The following is a 23,147-nucleotide window of genomic DNA, read 5'->3' as shown; positions in this document are numbered from 1 at the left end:
GAGTGGAATCATGCGACGCTCTTGCGGACGGTGCTCGTGAATCGTTGGTCTTCGTGGTCGACCTGGAACTGGAACTGCCAGACGCCGGCGCGGCGTCCGCCGATCGTGGCGATGTAGATGCCATCACCGACGTGAACCATCTCGCTACGTTGGATCTGACTTGCGCGTGCGTTGTGGAACGCCTCAAAGACGATATGGGCGTCACGGATCGGTTTTCCGTAGGTGCCGTGGATCTCGACCTCGACGTTCAGTTCAAATCGTTCGTTGCCCGGGCGGGTGCGCACGTCCAGAGTCCACCCCAGCTGGCGGTTGCGTTGCGCCTGAGCGTTCTTGAGATCCCAGTCGGCCGCCTTCTGCTCATAGTCCGGTACGACGGCGAACGACGGATCGGTCATCGAGCTGACAATCAATACGGTCTGTGTGGCGACCGAGAACAACAGCAGAGAGACGATGATTCCGACCCATATCAGTGTGTGTTTCATGGTGACTCGGTCTCCGCGGGAGTCGGCCGGTACAACGGCCCCAGGACGAGGGTGGAGACCTCACGGTTCACTCCCGCAGAGTCCACGACGGAGAGCGTTAGCGAGGCACGTCCACCGTCGAACGTGCCGAGGTCCGACGTCACGTGAAGCGTGATCGAGCCACTCTCGCCGCCGGCGAGCGAGAGGGGAAGGTCCGGAGATGCAAGCGTCGACTCGCCGGGCGTCCCGATCGTGTAGCTCTGAGCCTGCTCCGTACGGTTCTGGATCTTCAACTCGACGATATTCGTCACGTTCTGCCCGTGTACCTGATACGTCGTGTTCCTCGTGCGCAACAGCGTGATGTCGAATTCCGGTCGGTTGACAAGGCTGACGATCAATAGTGTCACCGTGGCGAGTAACACCAACGGGTAGATGATGACCCGGGGTCGCAGCCAACCGCGAGTTCCGTCTTCGATCGCCTGCTGTGAAGTAAGGCGGATCAGCCCGCGAGGCTTGCCGACCCGATCCATGATGCTGTTGCATGCGTCGATGCACTGCGTGCAATTGACGCACTCCATCTGGAGACCGTCGCGGATATCGATGCCGGTCGGGCAGGTCGTGACGCAAAAATCACAATCGACGCAATCGCCGAGGGACTCTCGATGCTTCTTCGAACCCTTCCCGCGAGGCTCGCCGCGCTTGGGGTCGTAACTGACGATCAGCGACTTTCGATCCAGGAGGACCGACTGGAGACGCCCGTAGGGGCACATCAGGATGCAGACCTGCTCTCGTTGGAATGCGAAATCGAGCATCATCAGCCCCGTGACCGATGCCATGACGAGAAAGGCCTTCGGGTGTTCCAGCGGCGAACTCCCGACCCAACGCACAAGCGTTTCGATTCCCACGAAGTAGGCCAGGAACGTATGTGCCAGGAACATCGAGATGAGAAGGAAGACCGCCTGCTTAGCGATGAGCCGTATCGGGTGGACGTCGGCTCGTCCGTCGGTGTCGTATCGACGCCCTTCGAACAACCGTTCGATGGGGCGATAGAGAAACTCCATGTAGACCGTCTGCGGGCAAGCCCAGCCACACCACACGCGACCGGCAACGGCGGTCAGTAGGAACACGGCGACGAAGATGGACAGCAGCAAGAGCGCCAACAGGACCGTGTCCGTGGCGAGGAGAACCTTACCGAAGAAGATGAACTCTCGGTCTGCGAGATTCAGCAACACGCTTGGGCGACCGCCGACCCGGATGTACGGCAACGCCGTGAACAGCAGGATCAGAACGTAGGCGACCGATCTGCGGGCCGTCAGAAGGGGACCCTCGGCAACTCGTGGACGAAGCCAGCGACGGCTGCCGTCACGGTTAAGCGTCGAGAGAACCCGCTGGCCCTGCTCGTCGCTCATGGCACTTCGGCTGGAATCTCATCCCAGGGAGGAATTGGATCGCCCTCAGGGTTCTTGCCGGCGACAGGTTGATCCCGCAGTCGAGCGACGTACGACGACAGCAAGACGATCTGGGTCTCCGTCAGTCGATCTCCCCACGCCGGCATGCCTTGCACGGGGAGCCCGTCACGAATGAGACCGGGGATGTCGGTGACCGTCGTCACGTTCTTCCAGTGATCGTCGGTGAGGTTCGGTCCAACGTTTCCGCTGCCGTCCGCCAGATGGCATTGCGCGCAGCGTCCTCGGAACAGACTGGACATCCCGGTCATCGCCGTCTCGTCCGTACGAAAACTGAGGATCGTCTTTCGATCGGGGGCCAGTTCTCCGTACGTCGCGAGCAACTGATTGGCATACGCCGCGATCTCTTTGTCCAGCTTGTCGTGAATCGACGGGCCACTGCCGAAGTGGTAGTGCAGGATATACGGGTACGCGAACAGGACCGGGAGGACGAACAACCAGATCCACCACGCAGGCATCGGGTTGTCGTATTCCTGAATACCATCGTAATTGTGGTCAAGCAGGCGGTCGCGTTGTTTGTCTTCGTTAGCCATGAGAAATGTCCCGCGGGGTAACGACGGTGTCGTCGTCTAGAGGAATCCGGGCAGCCTGATCATAGGTCGCTCGCCGTGTGAGCACGAGCCTGAGGAATACGACCAGGAACACAAGGAAGAAGAACAGTAAGGCTATCTTCTTGGCCAGAACGATCTGGTAAAGATCCATCACTCCGCTCCTGTCGCGACGGTCGGCGGTTCTTCCGCCGGAAGCGGTTTGGCGATATCCGTCCCAAGCCGCAGCATGTACGCGACCAACGCGATGACTTCCTTGTCCGCAAGTCCGCTATCGACGTAGGACGGATCCTCTGCGACGAGTTTCGCGAAGACCTCGTCGGCCTGCTGACGGGCCATCGCCTCGGATGTTGTCAGCTCTACGTCGTACGGGACCCCGAGTTTAGCCATGGTCTGGACCTTCGCGGGAACCCCGGCGAAGTCGAAACTGTTTTGTAGGAGCCACGGGTAGGCCGGCATGATCGAGCCGGGACTGGTGTCCGAGGGGCGATTGAAGTGACGCACGTGCCACGCGACACTGGTGTTGGTCTGTCCTATTCGATGTAGATCCGGTCCGATCCTGCGGGACCCCCACTGGAACGGTCGATCGTAGATGAACTCGCCGGCCTTCGAGTACTCGCCGTAGCGTTCGATCTCGTGCCTCATCGGACGAATCATCTGCGAGTGGCAGTTGTAACAGCCCTCGGAGACGTACATGTCGCGACCGGCCAACTCCAATGGGGTGTAGGGCGTGACGGTCGCGATCGTCTTGACGTTGGACTTGATCAGGAACGTCGGGATGATCTCGAACAGCGACGCGGAGACGACGGCGAGCACGACCATGATCGTGAACAGCAGCGGCAGGCGTTCCCATCGACGATGCCAGCGGGACTGCATGAAGACATCCAGACGGTGTCCGAACGCGGTGACGGACTTCAACCTTGACCTGGGCGGCTCCTGATCGGTGTAGTTCTTGGCGAGCGCGTGCGCCTGGATGACCGGTTCGTCATAGGTTGCCGGTCGCTTCATCCAGGTGAATACCAGGTTGGCAAAACACATCAAGGCACCGACGAGGAACAGCGTGCCGCCCAGAACTCTGATGTGGTAGAAGGTCATCAATTGATTGACGGTCTCGATGAAATCCGGGTACTTCAGCAGGCCACTTGAATCGAACGCGCGCCACATCAAACCCTGTGTCAGGCCGGCGGCATAGATCGGCACGATGTAGAGCAGGATCCCGACCGTCGCGAGCCAGAAGTGGCTGCTCATCCACTTGCGACTCCACAGCGGGGTCTGGAACAGACGCGGGATGAGCCAGTACGCCATCCCGAACGTCATCATCCCGTTCCATCCCAGCGCACCTGCGTGGACATGGGCGATGGTCCAGTCCGTGTAATGACTGAGGGCATTGACACTCTTGATCGAGAGCATCGGGCCTTCGAACGTCGACATTCCGTAGAACGTCACGCCGACCACGAAGAACTTCAGGACCGGATCCTCGGCGACCTTGTGCCAGGCGCCACGCAACGTCAGCAGACCATTGATCATCCCGCCCCAGGAGGGCATCCACAGCATCAAGGAAAACAGAGCGCCGAGTGTCGAGGCCCACGCTGGTAGCGCGGTGTAGTGCAGATGATGGGGTCCCGCCCAGATATAGATGAAGACGATGGACCAGAAGTGGAGGATCGAGAGCCGATAGCTGAAGACAGGTCGATTGGCCGCCTTGGGCAGGAAGTAATACATCAGGCCCAGGAACGGGGTGGTCAGAAAGAACGCGACCGCGTTGTGGCCGTACCACCACTGCATGAACGCGTCCTGGACACCCGCATAGATCGAGTAGCTCTTGGTCCAGGTGACGGGAAGCGTGAGGTTATTAAAGATGTGGAGGATGGCCACCGTGATGATGGTGCCGATGTAGAACCACAACGCGACGTAGAGGTGGCGTTCTCGTCGACGGGCCAGGGTGCCGAAGAAGTTGATCGCGAAGATGACCCACACCACCGCGATGGCGATATCCAGGGGCCACTCGAGTTCCGCATACTCCTTGCTCTGGGTGATGCCGAGAGGCAACGTCACGGCGGCGCCGACAATGATCAGTTGCCAGCCCCAGAAGTGGAGTTTCCCCAGCAGATCGCTATACAAGCGGGCCTTGCACAGCCGTTGGGTCGAGTAGTAGACCGCGGCAAAGATCGCGTTGCCCGCAAACGCAAATATGACGGCGTTTGTGTGGAGCGGTCGCAGGCGCCCGAACGAGAGCCAGGGAATCTCGAAATTAAGAACCGGGAACGCCAGTTGCAGGGCGACCACCACCCCGACCAACATCCCAACGATCCCCCAGAACAGAGAAACGACGACGAATTTCCGCACCAGGGCATCGTCGTAACGAAAGCTCTCAAGCGGGGTCGACTGCTCACCCATCCACGGTCCCTCCGGCCATCTCCTGGACGGCTGCGTTCGGAATTTGGCCTGGATTCGCCCTCGAACGCCACCGCATAATAGACCGCATTTGTCTCCAAACTGGATCGCAATCTCGCTGCGTCGGCACCGGGGGAACTCAGATGCTAATCTCGGCGCCAGGAGAGAGCTCGCCGTGAACCCACTGGAGTCGATGAAGTGCGCCGTCGTCGCCCTGGACTCCAGGGGCGATGTCACACGCATCAATGGGGCGGGGGCCGCCCTCCTCGGACGACCGGCCGACGAGATCGTCGGAACCAACTGGTTCGATGCCTACATTCCGGCGGACGTCCGCGAAGAGGTTCGGGAGGTCCATGCCTCGCTCCTCGCGGGGCAGACGGTCATCACCCATTTCGAGAATCAGATTATCGACGCCGCAGGCCACAAGCGTCAGGTTTCCTGGCAGAACATGCTCTTACGGGCCGCCGACGGGACGGTCGTCGGCAGCCTGAGTACCGGTGTCGATGTCGGCATCGACGCCTCGCCGGCGGCTTCGTCGCGTCGATCGGCTGGAAAGCTGGAGGATCTGCACTACGCGCTGGATCAGACGGCCATCATCGCCGAGACCGATCAGCGTGGGGTCATCCACTACGTCAATCGGCGGTTCTGCGAAATCAGCGGGTACGAGGCGGATGAATTGATCGGCCGCGATCATCGGGTCGTCAACTCGGGATACCACCCTCAGGCGTTCTTTCGCGAGATGTGGACGACGATCTCCGCCGGTCAGGTGTGGCGAGGGGAGATTAGAAACCGGCGCAAGCAGAGCGGATACTACTGGGTCGAGACCACGATCATCCCCTACGTCGACGAGCGAGGCAAGCCGGAGCGCTACCTCGCGATACGCTACGACATCACCGATCAGAAAAAGGCGGAAACCGAGATCCGAGAGCGTCAGGCATTGACCCAACTGGGCCAGATGGCGGCGGTGGTCGCCCACGAGGTTCGCAATCCGCTGGCGGGCATGGCCGGTGCCCTTCAGATCATCGGCAATCGATTACCGGATTCCAGCCCCGATCGCGAGGTGATCGGGTCGATTCTGGAGCGCATCGGACTGCTGGACGTCAAGGTCGAGGAGTTACTCCGGTACGCGCGACCCACCCCACCCAGTCGCCGACGAGTCTCGGCCGAATTTCTGATCGAGAACACCCTGACCCTGTTGAATGCCGATCCTCTGCTACAAAAGGTCGATGTCGTCTTCAAGACTGAAGACGCAGAGCTCTGGTGCGACCCCGATCGGGTCATCGAGTCGCTAACCAATATCGTCCTCAATTCGGCAGAGGCCATGAACGGCGCGGGTCGGATCCGGATCGACGGGTCCGGCGCCGATGACCGGTTCATGATCCGCATCCGCGACAACGGACCCGGAATCCCCGACGCCATCCGTGAGCGTGTCTTTGAACCGTTCTTCAGCAATCGGCCCAATGGCACCGGGCTGGGTCTCGCCATCGCACGTCAGGTCATCCGTGCGAACGACGGTGAGATCGATCTTGAGACCCATCCGGACGGCGGCGCGGTCTTCGTCCTGCATCTTCCCTTCGCCACCTAACGCGCTGGGCACGGCCCTTTTCTATTTTTCCCCCCTGGGTCAAAACCCCCAGGCCACCGCCGGGTTGGGTGATATGCCCCTGCGCCACAAGCCCTAAAGCCCAGGAGAGTCCAAAACTCCTTTGAAGCGGCGGCCCGCTCTTGGCACGACTCGTGCACTCCAGAAGGGTCCATTCAAGGAGGAATCGTCATGAGTTTGAGGGTGTCCACTGCTACGGATTACGGGATTCGCGCCATGCTGCATATCGCCTCTCTGCCCGACGGCAAGAGTGTCCGCCGTGTCGAGATCGCCGAGGCGGAGGGGATCCCCACCAACTTCATGGCCAAGGTCCTTCGGCGACTGGTGCGCTACGGATTGCTCCGTTCCGCCCGCGGTCTCCATGGCGGGTTCTGCCTGTCACGGCCGGCGACACAGATCAGTCTCCTGGAGCTGGTGGAGGCGATCGACGGTCCGATTCGAGTCTCGCCGGGACGCACCGACGATGCGCCGGTCGAGTGGATCTCCGCATGCCCGGCCTCCCTGGTCTGGCCGGAGGTCGAACGAGCTCTGCGCGACACGCTGAGTCAGTACTCTCTTGAGGTACTCGTATCTGCGCCACGAAAGAACGGACGCATTGCCTATCTTCCGATGGTGCAAACTCACGAGTCCACACCGCTGTCGAAGGCCGTCTAGTTATCGATCTTGAATTTCTTGATCCGATAGCGAAGCGTATCTCGAGACAGACCGAGGAGCCGCGCGGCCTGGACCTGATTGTGGTCGCATCGTCGTAGCGCCTCACGGATCGCCGAGCATTCGATCTGCTCGAGAGTCATCTTCCCGACCGGAAGCGTTGGATCATCCGTCGACGGGGACTGGTGGGACTCGATATCCCCCCGGACCTCCGCCGGCAAGTCGGCCAACGTGATCCACTCCTTGTCCTCGAGAATCAAGATGCGCTCGATGACGTTTCGCAGTTCTCGTACGTTGCCCGGCCATTCGTGGGCCATCATCCGGTCGAGGGCATCCTTCCGGATTCCCTTGCAGTTCGTTCGCAACTCCTCGTTGAACCCATCGATGAAATGCTGAGTCAGTAGGGAGATATCTTCCCGTCGTTCCCGAAGCGCGGGGATGCCGATCGGGATCACATTCAGGCGATAGAACAGGTCTTCCCGAAACTCGCCGTTCTTAACGGCCTCGGTCAGGTTGCGATTGGTGGCCGCGATGATTCGAACGTCCACCTCGATGTCTCGCGTGCCGCCCACGCGTTTGAACGTTCGGTCTTCCAGGAAGCGCAGTAGTTTGGCCTGCAGCGCAGGCGGCATCTCACCGATCTCGTCGAGGAACACCGTGCCGCCGTCCGCAACCTCGAGGAGCCCCTGCTTTCGTTCCTTCGCGTCCGTGAATGCGCCCTTCTCGTGGCCGAACAGCTCGCTCTCGAGTAGCGACGCGGTCAACGCCGAACACGTGATGTTGACGAAGGGCGCATCGACCCTCGGGCTGCCGTAATGGATGGCTCGTGCGACGACGTTCTTTCCCGTACCGCTCTCGCCCTGGAGTAGGATTATCGACGCGCGGCTGCCGCTGACACGGTCGACCCGCTCCAGAACCTGGCGCATGGCGGGGCTGGTTCCGATCAGTCGATGCGAGGCATGGGTTTCGCGGCGCTCGGATTGCAAACGCCGAAGCTGTCGCTTCAGTCGTGTCGTCTCCAGCGCCTTGTGGGCAACGGCCAGGAGATGCTCGAGATTCACAGGCTTGGTCAGGTACTCGTACGCGCCTAGCTTGATGGCCTCGACGGCCTTCTCGACCGAGCCGAAAGCGGTCATCATGATCACCGCCACCTCGTTCGATTGCGCACGAACGTCCCGAAGAATGTCGAGACCGGTGGTGTCCGGGAGACGATGATCGAGGACCAGCAGGTCAAATTCATCCTGCCGCAGGAGCTTGTTCGCTTTGGCCCCGTCCTCCGCTTCGGCGACGACGAACCCGTGCTCTTCGAGATGGGTTCGGATCGACCAACGGATCAGTTTCTCGTCTTCGACCAGCAGGACCCGCTCCCCGGACTGGGGCTCGCGATCAGGTGTCAGGTCGGCGGTCGACGAGGTTGGAACCATAGACAGATCGTAGCATCGGAGGCGGACGGCGAAGGGGTCAACGACAGTCCGTTGGCGCCCTCCGGGAAAAAGGACAAGATGGGTCCCAATCGCATCCTATCCGTCCATGCCCACGACATGAATCACGGGGTGAAGGATGTACGGGTGCTGCCCCCCGGTTTCGTTCACCTGGACCGATAGTTCGGCATCGAAGTCCAGCGTGACCTGAAAGTCTTCGCCGTTTCTCAGACTGAACGGGACGTTGACATCGATCTTTCGTGAGGGAGCGAAAATCGGTTCGACGATTTCCGGAGTGTCGGGATCGCCGTCGTCGTCGCGGACCAGCTCCGCCTCGAGAATGTGGAGACGGATTTTCGCGTAGTCTCCGTCGTCCAACTCACCCTCGGCAACCATCACGGTCGCACCGTTCTGGTAGTCCAGCAGGTTGACGACCAGCGGGCCGTCGGTCAGCAATCGCATCTTCTCCCCGTCTTCGCCCTCTTCGTCTCCGGCAGGTTTGATCGTGACGCCGTCGATTGTGACGTTGACCGCGCTCACGCCGGTGAAGTCGATGGGTGCATCGGTGAGCAACACGGTGATCCGGCTGCTGCCGGAAACGGTGCCGTGGGAGCACGCGCTCCAGGAGACGAGGGCGACGACCGCGGCGAGGACGAGGAACAGGGACTTTGACAGTTGGGACATGGCGATCTCCAGTTGGGGCTGAACCACTAAGAGGAGGGTACCGCTCGGATCGCGGGGCGCAACCGCCATGAGGCGCCCGGAAGAAAATCTGACCACTGTGCTAAAAAATCTGCATCGTCCGCGAAAACGACACCGACCCGCTGGACCCCAGGGAGCTGATTCAGACCGATCGCACGTTTTTCGCCAAGATCGGCTACGCCTGGGTTCCCTGACCGGGACAGATTCCCGCTGCCGACCCCGCGGGGTGCGAGTACCTTCCTATCTGGGTCCTTTCCAGGGAGACCTCCGTGTACCGTCGGGCAATCTGCGTCCTCCTCCTCCTGTTGGCTGTTCCCTCCACGGGTACACCTGCGGACGAGCGCCAGTCGCCTCAGGAGTTTCGCGAGGCCGCACCGGGGAATGCCAACGACTCTCAGTGCCGGCTGCCAGGTGTCGACGGGGATCGAATCGAATGGACCCGTTTCCCGACGCTGGAAAGATCCCGTACGGGAGCGTGGCGGAGAAACCTGAGGCTCCAGCCCGCTCAGCGTCGCGATCCGGGTGCGGATGCCGGTCGGTCGATCTCACCGGAGGGGCCGGTGAATCCAGGCGCGATCGCAAGTCGACGCTGGGTGCCCGGTTACAAACCTCAAACGGTCGAGCAGAAGGCGGCGTACGAGCGTTGGTTGGCGGAGACCCGGCAGGGGCAGAGCCGACTGGGTCGTTCACCCGCCGGCACCTTGCTCGATCACGCGGTCGGCAACCACACGTCCTTCGTGGATAGCGATCACGAGTTCTCTTACATCGTCCATCGTCCGCCGACCGACAGCGCCGTGATCGATCTGCGTCACGCGCCGATCAAGGCCGAGAGCCCCAAGCAGAAGGGGCCGTCCAAGTCGTACCACCGCTCGGGTCTTACCTGGGACGAGTACCGACTGTTGAAGGAACTCGCTCAGAGTGGCCCGGAGACGGAAGGTGCCCAACAGGCGGAGGACGAGAGCAGCCGGACTCCGGGCTTCAGCGACAATCTCGACGGACTGGAGAGCATCACGAACAGTGGGCCCCCGGACCCCGTGATCGCCGTCAGCTCCAACTTTCTCCTCGAGGCCGTGAACTCACGATTCCGTGTGTGGGACATCACGCAGGACCCACCGGTGCCGGCGGCAGCGGAGATCAACTTCAATACGCTCTTCCAGTCGGTACCGAACTGTAACGGGTCGTTCGATCCCTATGTTGACTACGACGAGGAGAACGAGCGTTGGGTGATGATCACCGAGACGATCAACTCCATGAACGGGAACTCGTATCTCTGCGTCGCAGGATCGCGCACAGCCGATCCATCCGCAGCATGGAACGTCTTCTCGTTCAGATCCGACACGGCGACGCCCGGTCAATACCTGGACTACCCGAAGATGGCCATCGGTCTCGACGGCATCTACATCACCGCCAACAATTTCCTGGATGGGTCCACGTCGTTCGCGGAGATACGCGTCTGGGCTCTCGACAAGACCGAGGTCTACGCGATCACTCCGCCGACGAGCCTGACCGTCGCGGAGGCGTCACTCGCGTCAAGTCCCTTCGTCACCGCGTTTCCTGCCCAGCTGAACGGATATCGCACCGGGCAGTGGCCGATGCCCGGAACACCGCAGTACTTCATCTCCAACTCGACCGGTACCAATCGGATCTGGGAGTGGAGCAATCCGTTCGGCCAGGCACCGGCGATCTATGGGTCCTTCGCAACGGCGTTTGGAGGGGCCCCACCCAACGCACCCGAAATGAACGGAGCCACGGGCAATCTCAACGACACCGGAGCCGCCGACTGGTCGGGCGCCGAAGTCCGCGGCGATTCCTTGTGGGCCAGTCGCTCGGTGTTCTGCAACATCGGACTGGCCAACAGCGAATCCTGTATCGACTGGATCGAGGTTGACGTCAGTGGTCCGGGGCCCGTCCTACTCCAGCAGCAACAGTCCGGCGCGTTCGGGTCGGCAGACGTCTACCGTTATTACCCCGATCTGGCGGTGGATCGCAGTGGCAACATGGCGATCGCCTACACCCGATCCAGTCAGACGACCTTTACCGAGATCTGGGCATCTGGCCGCGAGTTCTCGGATCCACCCGACACGCTCCAGGCGGAATCGTTGATCGTTGCGGGAAGCGGCGAGTACACGGACGGGGTGGGATGTGACGGAACTTGCGATCGATGGGGCGACTACAGTTCGATGGTGACCGACCCCGACGGTTGCCGTTTCTGGTATGTGGGGGAGTATTCCGACGGCGGCAACTTTGGTTGGAAGACACGCCTCACGAGCATGCAATACGCATCCTGTAGCGTCGATTCCGCCGTGAATCTCAACAAGGCGGTCTATGCCTGCGGTGACGAAGTCTTCATTACCGTGACCGATGCAACGGCGCTCTCCGCAGGAACGCTGGCTGCCTCGATGACAATCAGTACGGCTAATGGGGGACCGATCCTGGACATCGAAAACACGGTGGCTGGCGATTGGGTCGGTAGCGACTGCGTCGGCGGAACCTGCAAACTCTGGACTGCAAGTTTTTCAACAAGCGCGGCATCCGGTTTCGATGACGATGGCGAGATCAATCTCGTCGACGGTGGCACGATCGCGATCGACTACATCGATCCCCACGTCAGCCACGATCCCCAGAGTCGAGTCGTCAGCGTCGACTGCCGGTCGGCGTTCCTCGATGGCGGCTTCGTGATCGAGGGGGGCTGCGAGGCCGGATCCGGTGGCGAGCAATACCGCGACTATATCGACGCCGGGGAGTACATCGCGTATACGTTCGGCCTGTTCAATCCGGCGACCTCCCCGACGCTGTCGGACGTCCGAGCGACATTGAACCTGACCGGCCCTGCGGCGTCGGCCGGGCTCGTCACGGTCTTTAACCCGACCGTTCACATCGGTGCGGTGAGTCAGGGCAGCGTCACTTCGGCGGTATTCAACATCTTCGTCGATCCGGCTGTCGATAACGGCGCGTACCGGCTGTCGGATCTGAACTTCGAGGTCAGCGTCACGTCGATCGCCGATGGCTTCACCACGCCTCAGGTATTGACACAGCCGCAGATCCTGCAGGCAGACGACAACATCGTCCAACAATCGCAGTGTTGGAACTTCGAGACCGGTAACCAGGGTTGGATCCACGAGCGGCTTGTTGAAAGCTATGACGTCAATCCGGTCACCGTGAATACCGTCGAGGCGCCGTGGACACGCGGGAACGGCTGCGGGAGCGAGACGCGGAGCGACTACCCGGAAATGACATGCGACGTGAACGGATTGGTCGCCTGGATGTCCAACGCGGATGCGTCGACATGCGGGACGTTTACTCAATCGGCGACCGAGCTGACCGACGACATCCTCTATTCGCCAATCTTCGGCCCGACAAGCACCGGAAACGCAGGCAACGGGCAGCCGTGGCAGTACCGCTGGGTGCTGGCCGAGTGGTTCTACCGCTCGCAGATGGAGACGTCTCCGGGGTCGGATACCCCGACATCGGCGTGGGGACACTTCCTCTCGGATGACTACCAGGGCGTCGCGGATCCGGCCGAGAACGAGGTCGACACGGCGTACAGCCTGTCCAACGCCTATCGTTTCTATCCCGATCAGGATTGGGATAGCGGCACGCCGTGGGACCCCAACAACACGCCATCCAACTATGACGGTCTCGCATTTCCGCAGACCGTCTCCGGTCCGGCCACTCCTGGTCTTCAGTGGCGATGGGCGCTCGAGTTCCTCGACACGGATTTTGGGCTGTCACCGACGACCACGCCGGCCAGTGGCGGGTTGATCATCGACGACATGAACCTGATCTACGATCAGTATCACGCGGTCGAGCAGATCGGTGTCTGTGGTGCAGGGGCGGCGGCGGGTGTCGTCAGCTTCGATCAATCCACTCACGCGGATTGTCCGTCGGACCAGTTGACCATCAGTGTCGTCGACGGCAACGCCGGTTCAGTTACCGTCACGGTCACTTCATCGGGGACCGGAGACAGCGAGACGATCGATCTCCCCGGTGGCGGGTCGTTCTTCACGACGGACCTGACGTACTCGACGGAGGATGGAGCCTCGGCGGATGACGGGTCGCTGTTCGTGACTCCCACGGACACGATCACGGTTAGCTACGACGACGTCGATCCCATGGCGACCTCCACGGACGAGGTGCAGATCGCGTGTCTGGAGGGGGATGTGCGTGTCAACGGTCTCGTCAGCCTTACTGATAACGGCGACGGCGATGACTACGCAGACACCAACGAGGTCGCGTCGATCAGCATTCAATTACGCAACGATTCGGGTCGGGATCTGACCAACGTCGTCGCACGAATTGCGACGGACGATCCCGACATCGATTGCATCGTCAAGGACGTCGCCAGTTTCGGCGCGATCTCGGCCGGGGGCGTCGCGGTCAACGACATGACATTCGATCCGTTCCGTTTCAAGGTTGCCGACGCGGCGGAATGCGCGGGATCGCCACCCGTGCCACCGACGGTGACGTTCAACGTCTACATCGTGGCCGACAACTTCGATGGCGCCAGCACACCCCAGACGCTGACCCTGAGCCTGGACCTGGATGACCTGGCGGGAACCGTAACCGCCGTCGAGAACTTCGATGCTCAGCCGGCGACGTGGAGTCATGAGGTCGGTCCCGGTGACGACAACGGAGTGACCGACGGCGCAACCGTGCCTTCGTTGTCTTGCGCACCCTACGTCGATGACTGGTTCTGGCGCGCCACCGGTGGCAACTTGAACGGCGGGTTCTTCCTCTGGGAAGACGAAGGGGACAACTTCCCGAATGGAAGCTACCGCGATCTGAACGACGCCGTTCTGCTGTCGCCGGCCTATAAGATCGGTTCGACCAGCACGATTCTGAGTTTCGATCATGAATACAAGTTCGCGGACTCCGGTCCCGCGCCGACGGGGCTGCGAGCCGACGGAGTGCGCGTTGACTACAGTCGCAACGGTGGGACGTGGCAGAAGCTGACGACGTTGCCCTATGACGGGCCGTTGATCTGGAACACCTATTGCAACCCGCTCTGTAATGGTTCCGAGCTAGGCCCGGAGAGTTGCTTCTCCGAGAACCCCGGAAACGGAGAGCAGATCTTCAACAAGCTGGACAACGTCACGCAGAACTGGATTCGCGTCAACGGGGGGCTTACCGGCCTGGCCGAGGACGACACGATTCAATTCCGCTGGCGATTCGGCTCGATGAACAGCGTCGCCGGCTTCCCGGATCTGCTGTTCACGGACGGCGGTTACGGGTTGGATAACGTCGTCGTGACGAATGTTCGCGCACAGGCGTGCGATACGAACATCAACCCCGATACCGGATGTGGCGTAGCGTTCGATAGCGCTGGAAACCTCTTCGAGCGCTGCGGTGACGGCGATCTGGTCGTCGAGCCGACGGAAAACTGGGAGATCGACGTTACCTTGAAGAACGTCGGTCAGACCGATGCGACGGGGACCACCGCGGATCTGACGATCAACGGCGGCTCCGGCGTCATGGCGACGGTGTTCGGTAACCCCGCTGCGTTCGGGACGCTGGCAGGGGATGGAGGTACGGCAACTTCCTCCTTCCAGTTCACCGTGGACTCGGGTGCTGTCTGTGTGGACACGCTCCTCTTCGATATCACGAATATCCAGGATGACATGGGAAGTCACGACGACGCGCTGGGTGTGTTTGACGTTCAGATCGGCCAGATCTCTTCTCAGGAGTTCTCCGGTCAGGACACCGACCCCCTCGTCGCGGAGTCCGCGTTGCAGAGTTCGACGCTCTCTCCACCGTTGTCGTTCAGTGTGCCGGTGTCCGGTGCAATTCTCAGCTATGACTACCTCTACAGCAATCCGACACCGACGGTCACGTCAACCCAGCTGTTTAGTCCGATCAACACCCCGCAGGACGGATTCGCGGTGTCTCCGTTGTCGCCGAGTCTTACATTCGCAGCCGGTGCGGCAATCTCCGCAGAGTTGGAATGGGATTCTCTGACCTACACCGGGGGGAGTGGGAACGTGACGATCTGTACACAGATCGATCTGGTCACGCCCAACGCCACTGTCATTCCCATCAAGGCGTTTGACGCGGTCGATACAGAACCCTATGACGTCCTGGACATCTACAACGGTGCCGATGGTGGGCCGGGGTCGTATCAGATTCGCATAACCGAACGACAGGGCGCAGGCTGTACCGGTACGGGGACGTTGGAAACCACCAGGCTCTCGGTGGTTGGAACAACCGGAAGCGCCACCTGGACATCCAACGCGCAGGTCAGTCTCTTCGACGGCGGTACCTCAACCATCGTGAAGCCTTTCGGCGTGGTGGACGGTGGGACACACGACGTGAGCGCAATCTATGACGCCGGAGGGCCCGGCACCTACACGATTCGCGTCGAAGAAAACGGCGGAGGGGGGATGGCCGAGTTGACCAACGGCCTGCTGATCCTCGATGCCGTCGAATGTGATCTCGGTTGCAACTGCGCAGACCCCAACGACCCGCAAGACCTGACGCTCGGAAAAATGGGGACAGATTTATTATTGAACATCGCCGTCACCGGAACCCCCGGCGGCTCACTCAATGTCTATCGTGCCACCCAGCCGAATCCCTCGACATGGGGAGCACCGATCGCGACGGGCATCACCGATCAAGACGCGGGCACGCCGGGTGTCCAGTGGACCGATAGCGGTGCTGCGGCACCCGGAATCGACTATTTCTATCGCGTCACGGAGACGGCATGCGGCGGCGAGTCTTCCCTCTGCCCGGACGGGGGTGCGAAGGATCCGGAGAACCTGCGAGCCGGGAAATCCGCGAGCAACCTGACGTTGTCCTTCGACAAAACGGGGACGAGCGGCGCAACCTACAACGTTTATCGAGCAACCCAGCCCGATTCGGCGTCATGGGGCGCACCGATTCAGACGGGCGTGACCGACGAGGACCTCCAGACACCCGGAATCCAGTGGACCGACAACGGAGCAGCCGCGCCGGGTGTCGACTACTACTACCGGATCACCGAGACCGCGTGCGGATCCGAGTCGCCTCTCTGATCCGCTATGCGGAGGCCGCCTGTTCGTGCTCGATCTCGGCCACTTCGCGCCCAAGAAAGAAGCTGATCGCAGTTCGGATCGCGACCAGCGCCGAGACAAAGATCAGATCCTGCAATTCGCGTTTGACCACCGTGTGGATGATGTCCGAGGCGATCATGAATTCGATGCCCAGGAGGATGTAGGTTCCGAGATCAATCCGCAGTGTGCGAAGGCCACCGATTCCCGCGCGATAACGGAGTCGGCGAGCCTCGGTGATCACGAACCCGATGAGCGCCCGGACGAACCCCCACAGTACGATCGCGATGCCGATGAGGTCGATGGCACTTGCGATCCACTCAAGCGTGGACGATAGCGCCGTGACCAGTCCACCTGGGTCTCCCATCGCCTCGTGCATGCCTCACTCCTCTGTATGGTGGCCGTTTTAGGCGTCTCGATGATAGCGCCAACGGAAACCTCGAAGCCGAAATTCCCGTATCCAAGCGAGACACCTTGTCGGTTCTCGTGATTTCTTTAGAATATTGGTTGGAGGAAACCTCAGATGGATGTTCGAACCGCTCGATGGCGCACCGTGCTCGGAACGATGATCGTGGTCGCCGCGATCTCGCCCATCGTCGCCCAGCAAGAGAACGTCGGCGAGATGGTGCCGATCAAGGATGCCGCAGAGCACAGCAGCGACGACTCTCGCGTGTTGTACCTCGATGCGGTGGCGGCGTTTCGTCAGTTGGAGATGGCCGAGTCGGCACGGTTCTTCGACCTTCAGATCGCCGCCAAGCCGGATGACAAGCCGGAACTCTGGGAGCGCGGGATCGCCCTCTACTACGCGGAGCGCTGGGCCGACTGTGCGGACCAGTTCGAGAGTCACCACACGGTCAACCCGGGAGATGTTGAGAATGCCGTCTGGCACTATCTCTGCGTCGCGAAGACGGAGGGCCACGAAGTAGCCCGCGAGCGGATGTATCCCCAGGACGATTCGCGCGTTCCCATGCCCGAGGTCTGGGGGCTGTTCCGTGGCACGAAGTCGGTCGACGACGTGCTCGCCGCTGCAGAGAAGACCGGTGCACCCGATAGTGAGTTGCGCCAGCTAGGTCGTTTCCACGCGCACCTATATATCGCGTTGTGGCACGAGTCCAACGGTGACAGCGAGAACAGTCTGGCCCACCTACAACGTGGATTGCAGGGGTTGTCCAGCGGCCACTTCATGGAAATGGTCGCGCGGGCTCATCTGCAACTTCGCCGACGTCAGGCGCTGGCGCCGTAGCTATTTGATGAACAGCAGCTCGCGGTAGGACGGCAACGGCCAGTGCTCGGCACCGATCCGTAGTTCGAGCTCGTCGCCGATCACTCGCAGTCGGTCCATGGCCGGCCCGACATGTTCCTTAAGCGCTTTCGCATGGGCCTCGAGGTCGTCGGTCTCGTACTGTTCCGTCTCCGCAAGTTCCGTGAGTTGCTTGTCGAAACGGGTCAGGAGATCGATCAACTCCTGCAGATCCCGTTTCTGCGCAGGACACTCGACTCCGGCGGCCTGAGTCGCCTGAACCGCCTGGGCCAATTCCCGCTGATGTTTGGTGGCCGCCGGGATAATCAGTTGGCGTCCCATCAGCACCATCGTCTCGCTCTCGATCAGGAACTGCTTGCAGTACTTTCCGAGCGATGCGTTGACTCGGCTCTCGACCTCATTCTCTTGAAGGACGCTGTACTTCGAGAACAGGTCGATCGCCTTCTGGCTACCGAGAACCGGTAGGGCCTCGACGGAGTCGAGAAGATTGGGCAGTCCGCGACGCTCCGCCTCGGCGTGCCATTCGTCCGAATAGCCGTCCCCGTTGAAGATCACCCGTTTGTGGTTCTTGAGTGTCTCGCGAAGAACCGTCCGAACTGCGGTCTCGATGTCCGTTTTCTTGGTCTCTTCTTCCAACCGGCCGATGAGCAAGTCGATCGACTCCGCGACGATGGTGTTCATCACCGTGTTGGGCCACGCCGACGCGGCGGAGGAACCAACAGCGCGGAACTCGAACTTGTTGCCGGTGAACGCAAACGGCGATGTTCGATTGCGGTCACCGGAGTGACGGGGAATCTGCGGGAGCGTGGTGGCCCCGAGATCAAGCTCGCCCCCCTTGATTGTGCGATTGGGTGTGCCCTTTTCGAGCTGTTCCACGAGGTCGGTCAGCATGTCCCCGAGGAAGGTCGAGATGATCGCCGGCGGCGCCTCGTTGGCACCGAGCCGATGGTCGTTGCTCTGGGAGGCGATGGATGCTCGAAGAAGATCGGCGTGGACGTCGATGGCGCGGATCACGGCACAGAGGAAGAACATGAACTGCATGTTCGTGTGGGTTTCGTCCTGCGGGTCCAGGAGGTTGACGCCGGTGTCGGTGCTGATTGACCAGTTGTTGTGTTTGCCCGAGCCGTTTAGCTCTGCGAACGGTTTTTCGTGCAGAATCGCCTGCAACCCGAAGCGAGGAGCGACCCTCTTGATCGTCTCCATCATCAGCATCTGATGATCGCAGGCGATGTTGGAGGTCTCGAAAGTGGGAGCGATCTCGTACTGGCCGGGCGCAACCTCGTTGTGACGAGTCTTGACCGGAATGCCGATCCGATAGAGTTCGCGCTCCATCTCCGACATGAATGCCAGCACTCGCGGAGGGATCGACCCGAAGTAGTGGTCGTCCAGCTGTTGCCCCTTGGGGGGCTGAGCCCCGAAGAGCGTCCGATCACAGCTGACGAGGTCCGGTCGGGCAAAGAACAAGTTTCGGTCGATCAGGAAGTACTCCTGCTCGACCCCGACGGTCGTATTGATCCGAGTAACCCCGGCATCCGTGCCAAAAACGTTGAGGACACGCATCGCCTGTTTCTCAAGGGCCAGCATCGATCGCAGGAGCGGCGTCTTGAGATCCAGCGCGGCGCCGGTCCATGAGACGAAGGCCGTTGGGATACAGAGGGTGACGTTGTTGTCTCCCCTGAGAAGGAACGCCGGGCTGGTGGCGTCCCACGCGGTGTACCCGCGGGCTTCGAAGGTGGCCCGCAGTCCGCCGGACGGAAAACTGGAGGCATCGGGCTCGCCCTGGACCAGTTCGGAGCCTGACAAAGCGTAGACCATGCCGCCCTCGCCGTCGGGAGCGACGAACGAGTCGTGTTTCTCCGCCGTCAGTCCGGTGAGAGGCTGGAACCAATGGGTGTAGTGGGTGGCACCGTGTTCGATGGCCCAGTCCTTCATGGCTGCGGCGACCACGTCGGCGACGTGGGGATCCAGGGGTTCGCCCTGAGTGATCGTGCGCATCAGCCGACGATAGGTATCTTTTGGCAGGCGCTGTTTCATTCGCTGGAGGCTGAAGACATCCTGACCGAAAATCTGGTCGACCGGTGGCGTCTCGGCACGGGCCTCACCGTTTTGCCCGCGGGACTTCCGCCAGTGAGTTGCTTCAGTGACCGCGCGCTGCTGGATATCCCTGTTGGCCATCGTTTCCGTCTCCTCCAATCCACAACAACAATGCCTGAAACGACCGCCGATCAACTTGATTTGCGGGAGTCGGCCGCGTCGACATCTGTTGGGAGTTCGTGACCGGGAGAACCCCCGCCACGCAACCCAAGGGTATCAGTCGGGCGGGGCAGGAGCCAGAGCAAACTAGTCTAAATCGACTAGCCGGTAGGCTCCGCCACGAGCCCGATTCTCAGACCTGCCGACCCACCCTTGGCGAGGTCAACGATCCGCATCACGGCCTCGTAGTTCATCCTCTCGTGAGCCGAGAGGAACAGGACTCGGTCCGCCGCCGGCCTCGGATCGAAGATCTCGCGGACACGGCTCTGGAGCTTCCCCACCGGAATGCTCTCGTCGTTGAGTCGGACGGTGCAGACGGCGGGGAGTCCGCGAGTCTCCGGGGGTGCCGTCACGGGACATCCGTTAAGGTCGATGGTCATCACGTACTGTTCGAGCGGCTTTTCGGGCTCTGTCCGGGTGACGGCGACACTCTCCTCGGGAATATCCAGGTCGTACCCTTTCATCGTGAGGGGGATGACGACCATGAAGATGATCAGCAGGACGAGCACCACGTCGACCAGTGGGGTCACGTTGATCTCGGAATTCAGATCGCTTCCGCCTCCGATCATCTTCATCGCATCATCCTCCGCCGACCGAATCGTCGAGCTGCGCGGTGATCAATCCGACGTTTGCAAACCCCGCAGCCTCGACGGCCAGCATCGCCTGCTGGACCTCGCCGAACCGAAGACGTGCATCGCCTTTGATCACGACCTTCCAATCGCCGCGATCCAGGGCGATTTCCTGCATCGCGTCGCTGAACTCGACCGCCGAGAGGGCGCGGTCGTCGACCCAGATGACACCGGTGCGCTCGATGGCGACCAGAATCTGTCGGCCGTCATCGGGCTTTTCCGCCGGTTGCTCGGTTTGCGGCACCTGTAGATCCGGGCGGGCCTGAATCTGGGGCGCCACCACCATGAAGATGATCAGGAGCACCAGAACCACGTCCACCAGCGGTGTGACGTTGATCTGGGATTCGAGTTTTCCCGGCTTAGCTCCCTGCATGGACTGCGTTCATTCGTTTGGTAATGAAATCCACCAGCTCTGCCGACCGAGTGTGCATCTCGATCTGAACCCGTTCCAGGGAGCCCGTGAAGTAGTTGAACGCCATCACGGCCGGCGTCGCGACGAGGATGCCGAAGGCCGTCGCCACCAGCGCCTCGGAAATACCACCCGAAACAGCGGCAATCCCGCCGGAGCCGGATTCGGCGATGCCGTCGAAGGCGTGGATGATGCCGACAACCGTTCCGAACAGCCCGATAAATGGAGCGGTCGAACCGATGGTCGCGAGGGCACCGAGTCCCTTCTTCATGTCGGAAAGCGTCGTGATGGCCGAGCGATCGAGGGCCCGCGTGACCAACTCCAACTGCATCTCCGAGCCCTCGACGGAGTTGCGACTGGCGATCAGTTCCTGAACGCCGGCCGAGACGACCCTGGCCACCGGCGACTGTTCGTGTCGTTTGGCAGAGTTAGCCGCTTCCTGAAGTTTGCCGTCCTGCAGGTGCCGGTTGAATTCAGCGCTGAAGACGATGGACTGCCGCACGCCCGCGTTAAACCGGCGGTACTTGTCCAGGATCACGGCGAATGAGTAAAGCGAGAGCAACAACAGGCAACCCAGGACGAGAAGCCCCACGAAGCCGATGCTGCTGAACATGTCATTGAGGTTCATCAGGGTCTCCTTCTATTGTCCCGATCGGTTCTCGGCGATTTCGCCGGAGCCGTTCCCTTTGTAGCGGGTGAGGTACGGCATCAGTGGCGTGACCTGCAGGGGTAGTTTTTCGTGGGCGCCCAGAAGGGGGACCCGGTTGTTTTTCATCAACGAGACTTCTGCACTCCACGGATCCATCTTCACGCGACCGCCGAGGGGCAGGGCCGCGGTTTGCTCCATCGAGGCGTGATCCAGCGGAGGCGCCGCGTCGATCACTGCGTTCATCCGCATGACCTCGTTACGGTTTGCGATCCGACTCCCGAAATGCGGCCGAATCAGGGCCGGGAGATCGTTTGTGCTCGCCTCGAGCTGTCGAAGGAACAGGCCCGCCGTCGATAGGTCCTCGGCATACGGGGAGTTCTGTAGGAGGTTGACCGCGTGATTGTCGGCCTCCAGTTCTTCCTCGGGATCTCGCTGGAAGTTGAAGTACTCCATCGCCTGTTTGTCCCCGACGATCACCTGGTCGGTGAACGCGAAGCGCGTATCGATTTTGTGGCCGTTGAGGATATGACCCATCTCATGTCCCAGAACCATCGCAAGACTGGCCTCGTCGGGAAGCACGTCGATCAGGCCGCGGCTCAGGACGATGGTGTGTCCGACGGTGAACGATTCCAGGGGTGTCGTCAGCAGAACGCGACACCGTACCGGGGGTTGGATGTTCAGCTCGTTGGTGATCTCCAGATTCTGGACCACCGTCGCCAGAACCTTGTCGACCTCGCCGGGCGGCGCGACGAGGCCTGCTCGTTCGAGCCGTTGGATGACGTTGTCTTCGGCCTCGCTGACCCATGAGCGCACGGCCTCGACCGGGGAGATCTGTCCGGGGGACTCGCTGTCGTCCCGGGCCTTGACCGTCTCGACCATGACCTTCGTGAACGCGTCCTCGAGGCTGCTGCGTGCAATGTCATAGCCCCAGAGTCGGGTCTGGCCCTGGTGCGACAACCGCAACTGTCGCATCGAGCGGTCCGGCTCCTCCGTGTAGACGTAGGCCGGCAACCACATCCCGGGTGCCAGGTTCATTCTCCAACTGTCGAAATGGAAGTCGACCATCATCATCGATCCGTAGATGCCGTTGAATCGGACGATCTGATAGTCCTGGTCTTCCGCCCAGATACGGCCGGAGAACCGACCGAAGTGCGCCTTGTTGAGGGTCTTGCCGGCCTTGGGCGTGACATCGAACACGAGGGTTCGAACCTCACCGAGAAACTCCGTACGTACGAAGTCGAAGTCGTAGTTCTCTCGACGGAACGACCCTCGATCGACCAGAAGCATCTGTGCAAACCGCTCGGGCTTGAACGTGGCCGAGTGGTATTCGGTGAACATCTCGAGGGACTTGCCCTTGCCGGGCTTCTGCTTTCGCTTCTTGCCGGTGAGGGCCTCGTTACCTTCTGCACCCTTCGGTAGCACCAGCTTGCCGAAGAAGTAGTTGTCCTTGATCGGCACACGCCCGAGGACCGGGTCGGGTTTAACTGTCTGCAGATACGTTTCGACCAACGGCTGGTAATCCTGAATCTGGATCGCTAGCCGTTGTTCGTTTGCGATGATTCGATCCAGTACCTGGTCGACACGCGAGTCCTGCGCCACCGCCGGAAGCGCCAGTAGCAAGAGGCACGTGAGCGGGATGGCCCCCCATCCTCGGATCCGTCCGGTTACGCGCACAACG

The 23,147-nt window shown here is 61.0% G+C and carries 17 protein-coding genes; 4 read left to right on the top strand and 13 right to left on the bottom strand.

Annotated features, from left to right (window positions below; genetic code table 11):
- Positions 1–8: 8 nt before the first annotated feature.
- The 5 genes from OES25_01910 to ccoN are packed head-to-tail and all read right to left on the bottom strand — an operon-like array spanning position 9 to position 4,872.
- Complete coding sequence (locus tag OES25_01910; GenBank protein MDH3626396.1) at positions 9–482, bottom strand: FixH family protein; 474 nt, start codon at positions 480–482, stop codon at positions 9–11.
- On the bottom strand, positions 479–1,870 hold the full coding sequence (gene ccoG / locus OES25_01905; GenBank protein MDH3626395.1) for a cytochrome c oxidase accessory protein CcoG: 1,392 nt from the start codon (positions 1,868–1,870) through the stop codon (positions 479–481). The genes OES25_01910 and ccoG overlap by 4 nt, the downstream gene beginning before the upstream one ends.
- Positions 1,867–2,460, bottom strand: a complete 594-nt coding sequence (locus OES25_01900; GenBank protein MDH3626394.1) for a c-type cytochrome — start codon at positions 2,458–2,460, stop codon at positions 1,867–1,869. Before OES25_01900 ends, ccoG begins: the two co-directional genes overlap by 4 nt.
- A complete protein-coding gene (locus OES25_01895) occupies positions 2,453–2,629 on the bottom strand; it encodes a CcoQ/FixQ family Cbb3-type cytochrome c oxidase assembly chaperone (protein ID MDH3626393.1) in 177 nt (58 codons plus the stop codon). Before OES25_01895 ends, OES25_01900 begins: the two co-directional genes overlap by 8 nt.
- A complete protein-coding gene (ccoN, locus tag OES25_01890) occupies positions 2,629–4,872 on the bottom strand; it encodes a cytochrome-c oxidase, cbb3-type subunit I (GenBank protein MDH3626392.1) in 2,244 nt (747 codons plus the stop codon). Before ccoN ends, OES25_01895 begins: the two co-directional genes overlap by 1 nt.
- Before the next feature lie 172 nt (positions 4,873–5,044).
- On the opposite strand from ccoN, the gene OES25_01885 reads away from it, so the two are divergent.
- Together OES25_01885 and OES25_01880 are read left to right on the top strand one after the other, a co-directional pair.
- Complete coding sequence (locus OES25_01885) at positions 5,045–6,454, top strand: PAS domain S-box protein (GenBank protein MDH3626391.1); 1,410 nt, start codon at positions 5,045–5,047, stop codon at positions 6,452–6,454.
- A gap of 189 nt (positions 6,455–6,643) precedes the next feature.
- Entirely contained in the window at positions 6,644–7,126 is a 483-nt protein-coding gene (locus OES25_01880; GenBank protein MDH3626390.1) for an Rrf2 family transcriptional regulator, read from the top strand.
- Here the strand turns inward: OES25_01880 and OES25_01875 are convergent.
- Together OES25_01875 and OES25_01870 are read right to left on the bottom strand one after the other, a co-directional pair.
- A complete protein-coding gene (locus tag OES25_01875; GenBank protein ID MDH3626389.1) occupies positions 7,123–8,547 on the bottom strand; it encodes a sigma-54 dependent transcriptional regulator in 1,425 nt (474 codons plus the stop codon). The genes OES25_01880 and OES25_01875 overlap by 4 nt on opposite strands.
- 96 nt (positions 8,548–8,643) lie before the next feature.
- Entirely contained in the window at positions 8,644–9,228 is a 585-nt protein-coding gene (locus tag OES25_01870; GenBank protein ID MDH3626388.1) for a DUF4382 domain-containing protein, read from the bottom strand.
- A 287-nt stretch (positions 9,229–9,515) separates the two neighbouring features.
- Between OES25_01870 and OES25_01865 the strand changes: the two genes are divergently transcribed.
- Positions 9,516–16,253, top strand: coding sequence for a hypothetical protein (locus OES25_01865; protein ID MDH3626387.1), 6,738 nt, complete (start codon positions 9,516–9,518; stop codon positions 16,251–16,253).
- Positions 16,254–16,257: 4 nt separating this feature from the next.
- On the opposite strand, the gene OES25_01860 is transcribed toward OES25_01865, so the two are convergent.
- On the bottom strand, positions 16,258–16,647 hold the full coding sequence (locus OES25_01860; GenBank protein MDH3626386.1) for a DUF1622 domain-containing protein: 390 nt from the start codon (positions 16,645–16,647) through the stop codon (positions 16,258–16,260).
- Between the two features lie 144 nt (positions 16,648–16,791).
- On the opposite strand from OES25_01860, the gene OES25_01855 reads away from it, so the two are divergent.
- Entirely contained in the window at positions 16,792–17,511 is a 720-nt protein-coding gene (locus OES25_01855) for a hypothetical protein (GenBank protein MDH3626385.1), read from the top strand.
- Here OES25_01855 and OES25_01850 read toward each other — a convergent pair whose 3' ends face one another.
- The 5 genes from OES25_01850 to OES25_01830 all read right to left on the bottom strand — a co-directional run bounded on the left by OES25_01850 (position 17,512) and on the right by OES25_01830 (position 23,143).
- Complete coding sequence (locus OES25_01850) at positions 17,512–19,704, bottom strand: glutamine synthetase III (protein ID MDH3626384.1); 2,193 nt, start codon at positions 19,702–19,704, stop codon at positions 17,512–17,514.
- A gap of 179 nt (positions 19,705–19,883) precedes the next feature.
- Positions 19,884–20,357, bottom strand: coding sequence for a biopolymer transporter ExbD (locus OES25_01845; GenBank protein MDH3626383.1), 474 nt, complete (start codon positions 20,355–20,357; stop codon positions 19,884–19,886).
- A gap of 4 nt (positions 20,358–20,361) precedes the next feature.
- Positions 20,362–20,784, bottom strand: a complete 423-nt coding sequence (locus tag OES25_01840; protein MDH3626382.1) for a biopolymer transporter ExbD — start codon at positions 20,782–20,784, stop codon at positions 20,362–20,364.
- Positions 20,771–21,448 carry a MotA/TolQ/ExbB proton channel family protein gene (locus OES25_01835; protein ID MDH3626381.1) on the bottom strand — a complete coding sequence of 226 codons (678 nt, stop codon included), beginning with the start codon at positions 21,446–21,448 and terminating at the stop codon, positions 20,771–20,773. Before OES25_01835 ends, OES25_01840 begins: the two co-directional genes overlap by 14 nt.
- Before the next feature lie 12 nt (positions 21,449–21,460).
- Positions 21,461–23,143, bottom strand: coding sequence for a M48 family metalloprotease (locus OES25_01830; protein ID MDH3626380.1), 1,683 nt, complete (start codon positions 23,141–23,143; stop codon positions 21,461–21,463).
- Positions 23,144–23,147: the final 4 nt, after the last annotated feature.

The organism is Acidobacteriota bacterium, from assembly GCA_029861955.1.
In the GTDB taxonomy this organism is placed as follows: domain Bacteria; phylum Acidobacteriota; class Polarisedimenticolia; order Polarisedimenticolales; family Polarisedimenticolaceae; genus JAOTYK01.
The sequence above is the reverse complement of the archived record's forward strand: the minus strand, read 5'-3'. Positions and strand labels throughout refer to the sequence as shown.

What these genes read in the sequence shown, in the direction of transcription:
- OES25_01910 (MDH3626396.1), bottom strand. Translation starts at nt 482, where the DNA reads ATGAAACACACACTGATATGGGTCGGAATCATCGTCTCTCTGCTGTTG.
- ccoG (MDH3626395.1), bottom strand. Translation starts at nt 1,870, where the DNA reads ATGAGCGACGAGCAGGGCCAGCGGGTTCTCTCGACGCTTAACCGTGAC.
- OES25_01900 (MDH3626394.1), bottom strand. Translation starts at nt 2,460, where the DNA reads ATGGCTAACGAAGACAAACAACGCGACCGCCTGCTTGACCACAATTAC.
- OES25_01895 (MDH3626393.1), bottom strand. Translation starts at nt 2,629, where the DNA reads ATGGATCTTTACCAGATCGTTCTGGCCAAGAAGATAGCCTTACTGTTC.
- ccoN (MDH3626392.1), bottom strand. Translation starts at nt 4,872, where the DNA reads ATGGGTGAGCAGTCGACCCCGCTTGAGAGCTTTCGTTACGACGATGCC.
- OES25_01880 (MDH3626390.1), top strand. Translation starts at nt 6,644, where the DNA reads ATGAGTTTGAGGGTGTCCACTGCTACGGATTACGGGATTCGCGCCATG.
- OES25_01875 (MDH3626389.1), bottom strand. Translation starts at nt 8,547, where the DNA reads ATGGTTCCAACCTCGTCGACCGCCGACCTGACACCTGATCGCGAGCCC.
- OES25_01870 (MDH3626388.1), bottom strand. Translation starts at nt 9,228, where the DNA reads ATGTCCCAACTGTCAAAGTCCCTGTTCCTCGTCCTCGCCGCGGTCGTC.
- OES25_01860 (MDH3626386.1), bottom strand. Translation starts at nt 16,647, where the DNA reads ATGCACGAGGCGATGGGAGACCCAGGTGGACTGGTCACGGCGCTATCG.
- OES25_01855 (MDH3626385.1), top strand. Translation starts at nt 16,792, where the DNA reads ATGGATGTTCGAACCGCTCGATGGCGCACCGTGCTCGGAACGATGATC.
- OES25_01850 (MDH3626384.1), bottom strand. Translation starts at nt 19,704, where the DNA reads ATGGCCAACAGGGATATCCAGCAGCGCGCGGTCACTGAAGCAACTCAC.
- OES25_01845 (MDH3626383.1), bottom strand. Translation starts at nt 20,357, where the DNA reads ATGAAGATGATCGGAGGCGGAAGCGATCTGAATTCCGAGATCAACGTG.
- OES25_01840 (MDH3626382.1), bottom strand. Translation starts at nt 20,784, where the DNA reads ATGCAGGGAGCTAAGCCGGGAAAACTCGAATCCCAGATCAACGTCACA.
- OES25_01835 (MDH3626381.1), bottom strand. Translation starts at nt 21,448, where the DNA reads ATGAACCTCAATGACATGTTCAGCAGCATCGGCTTCGTGGGGCTTCTC.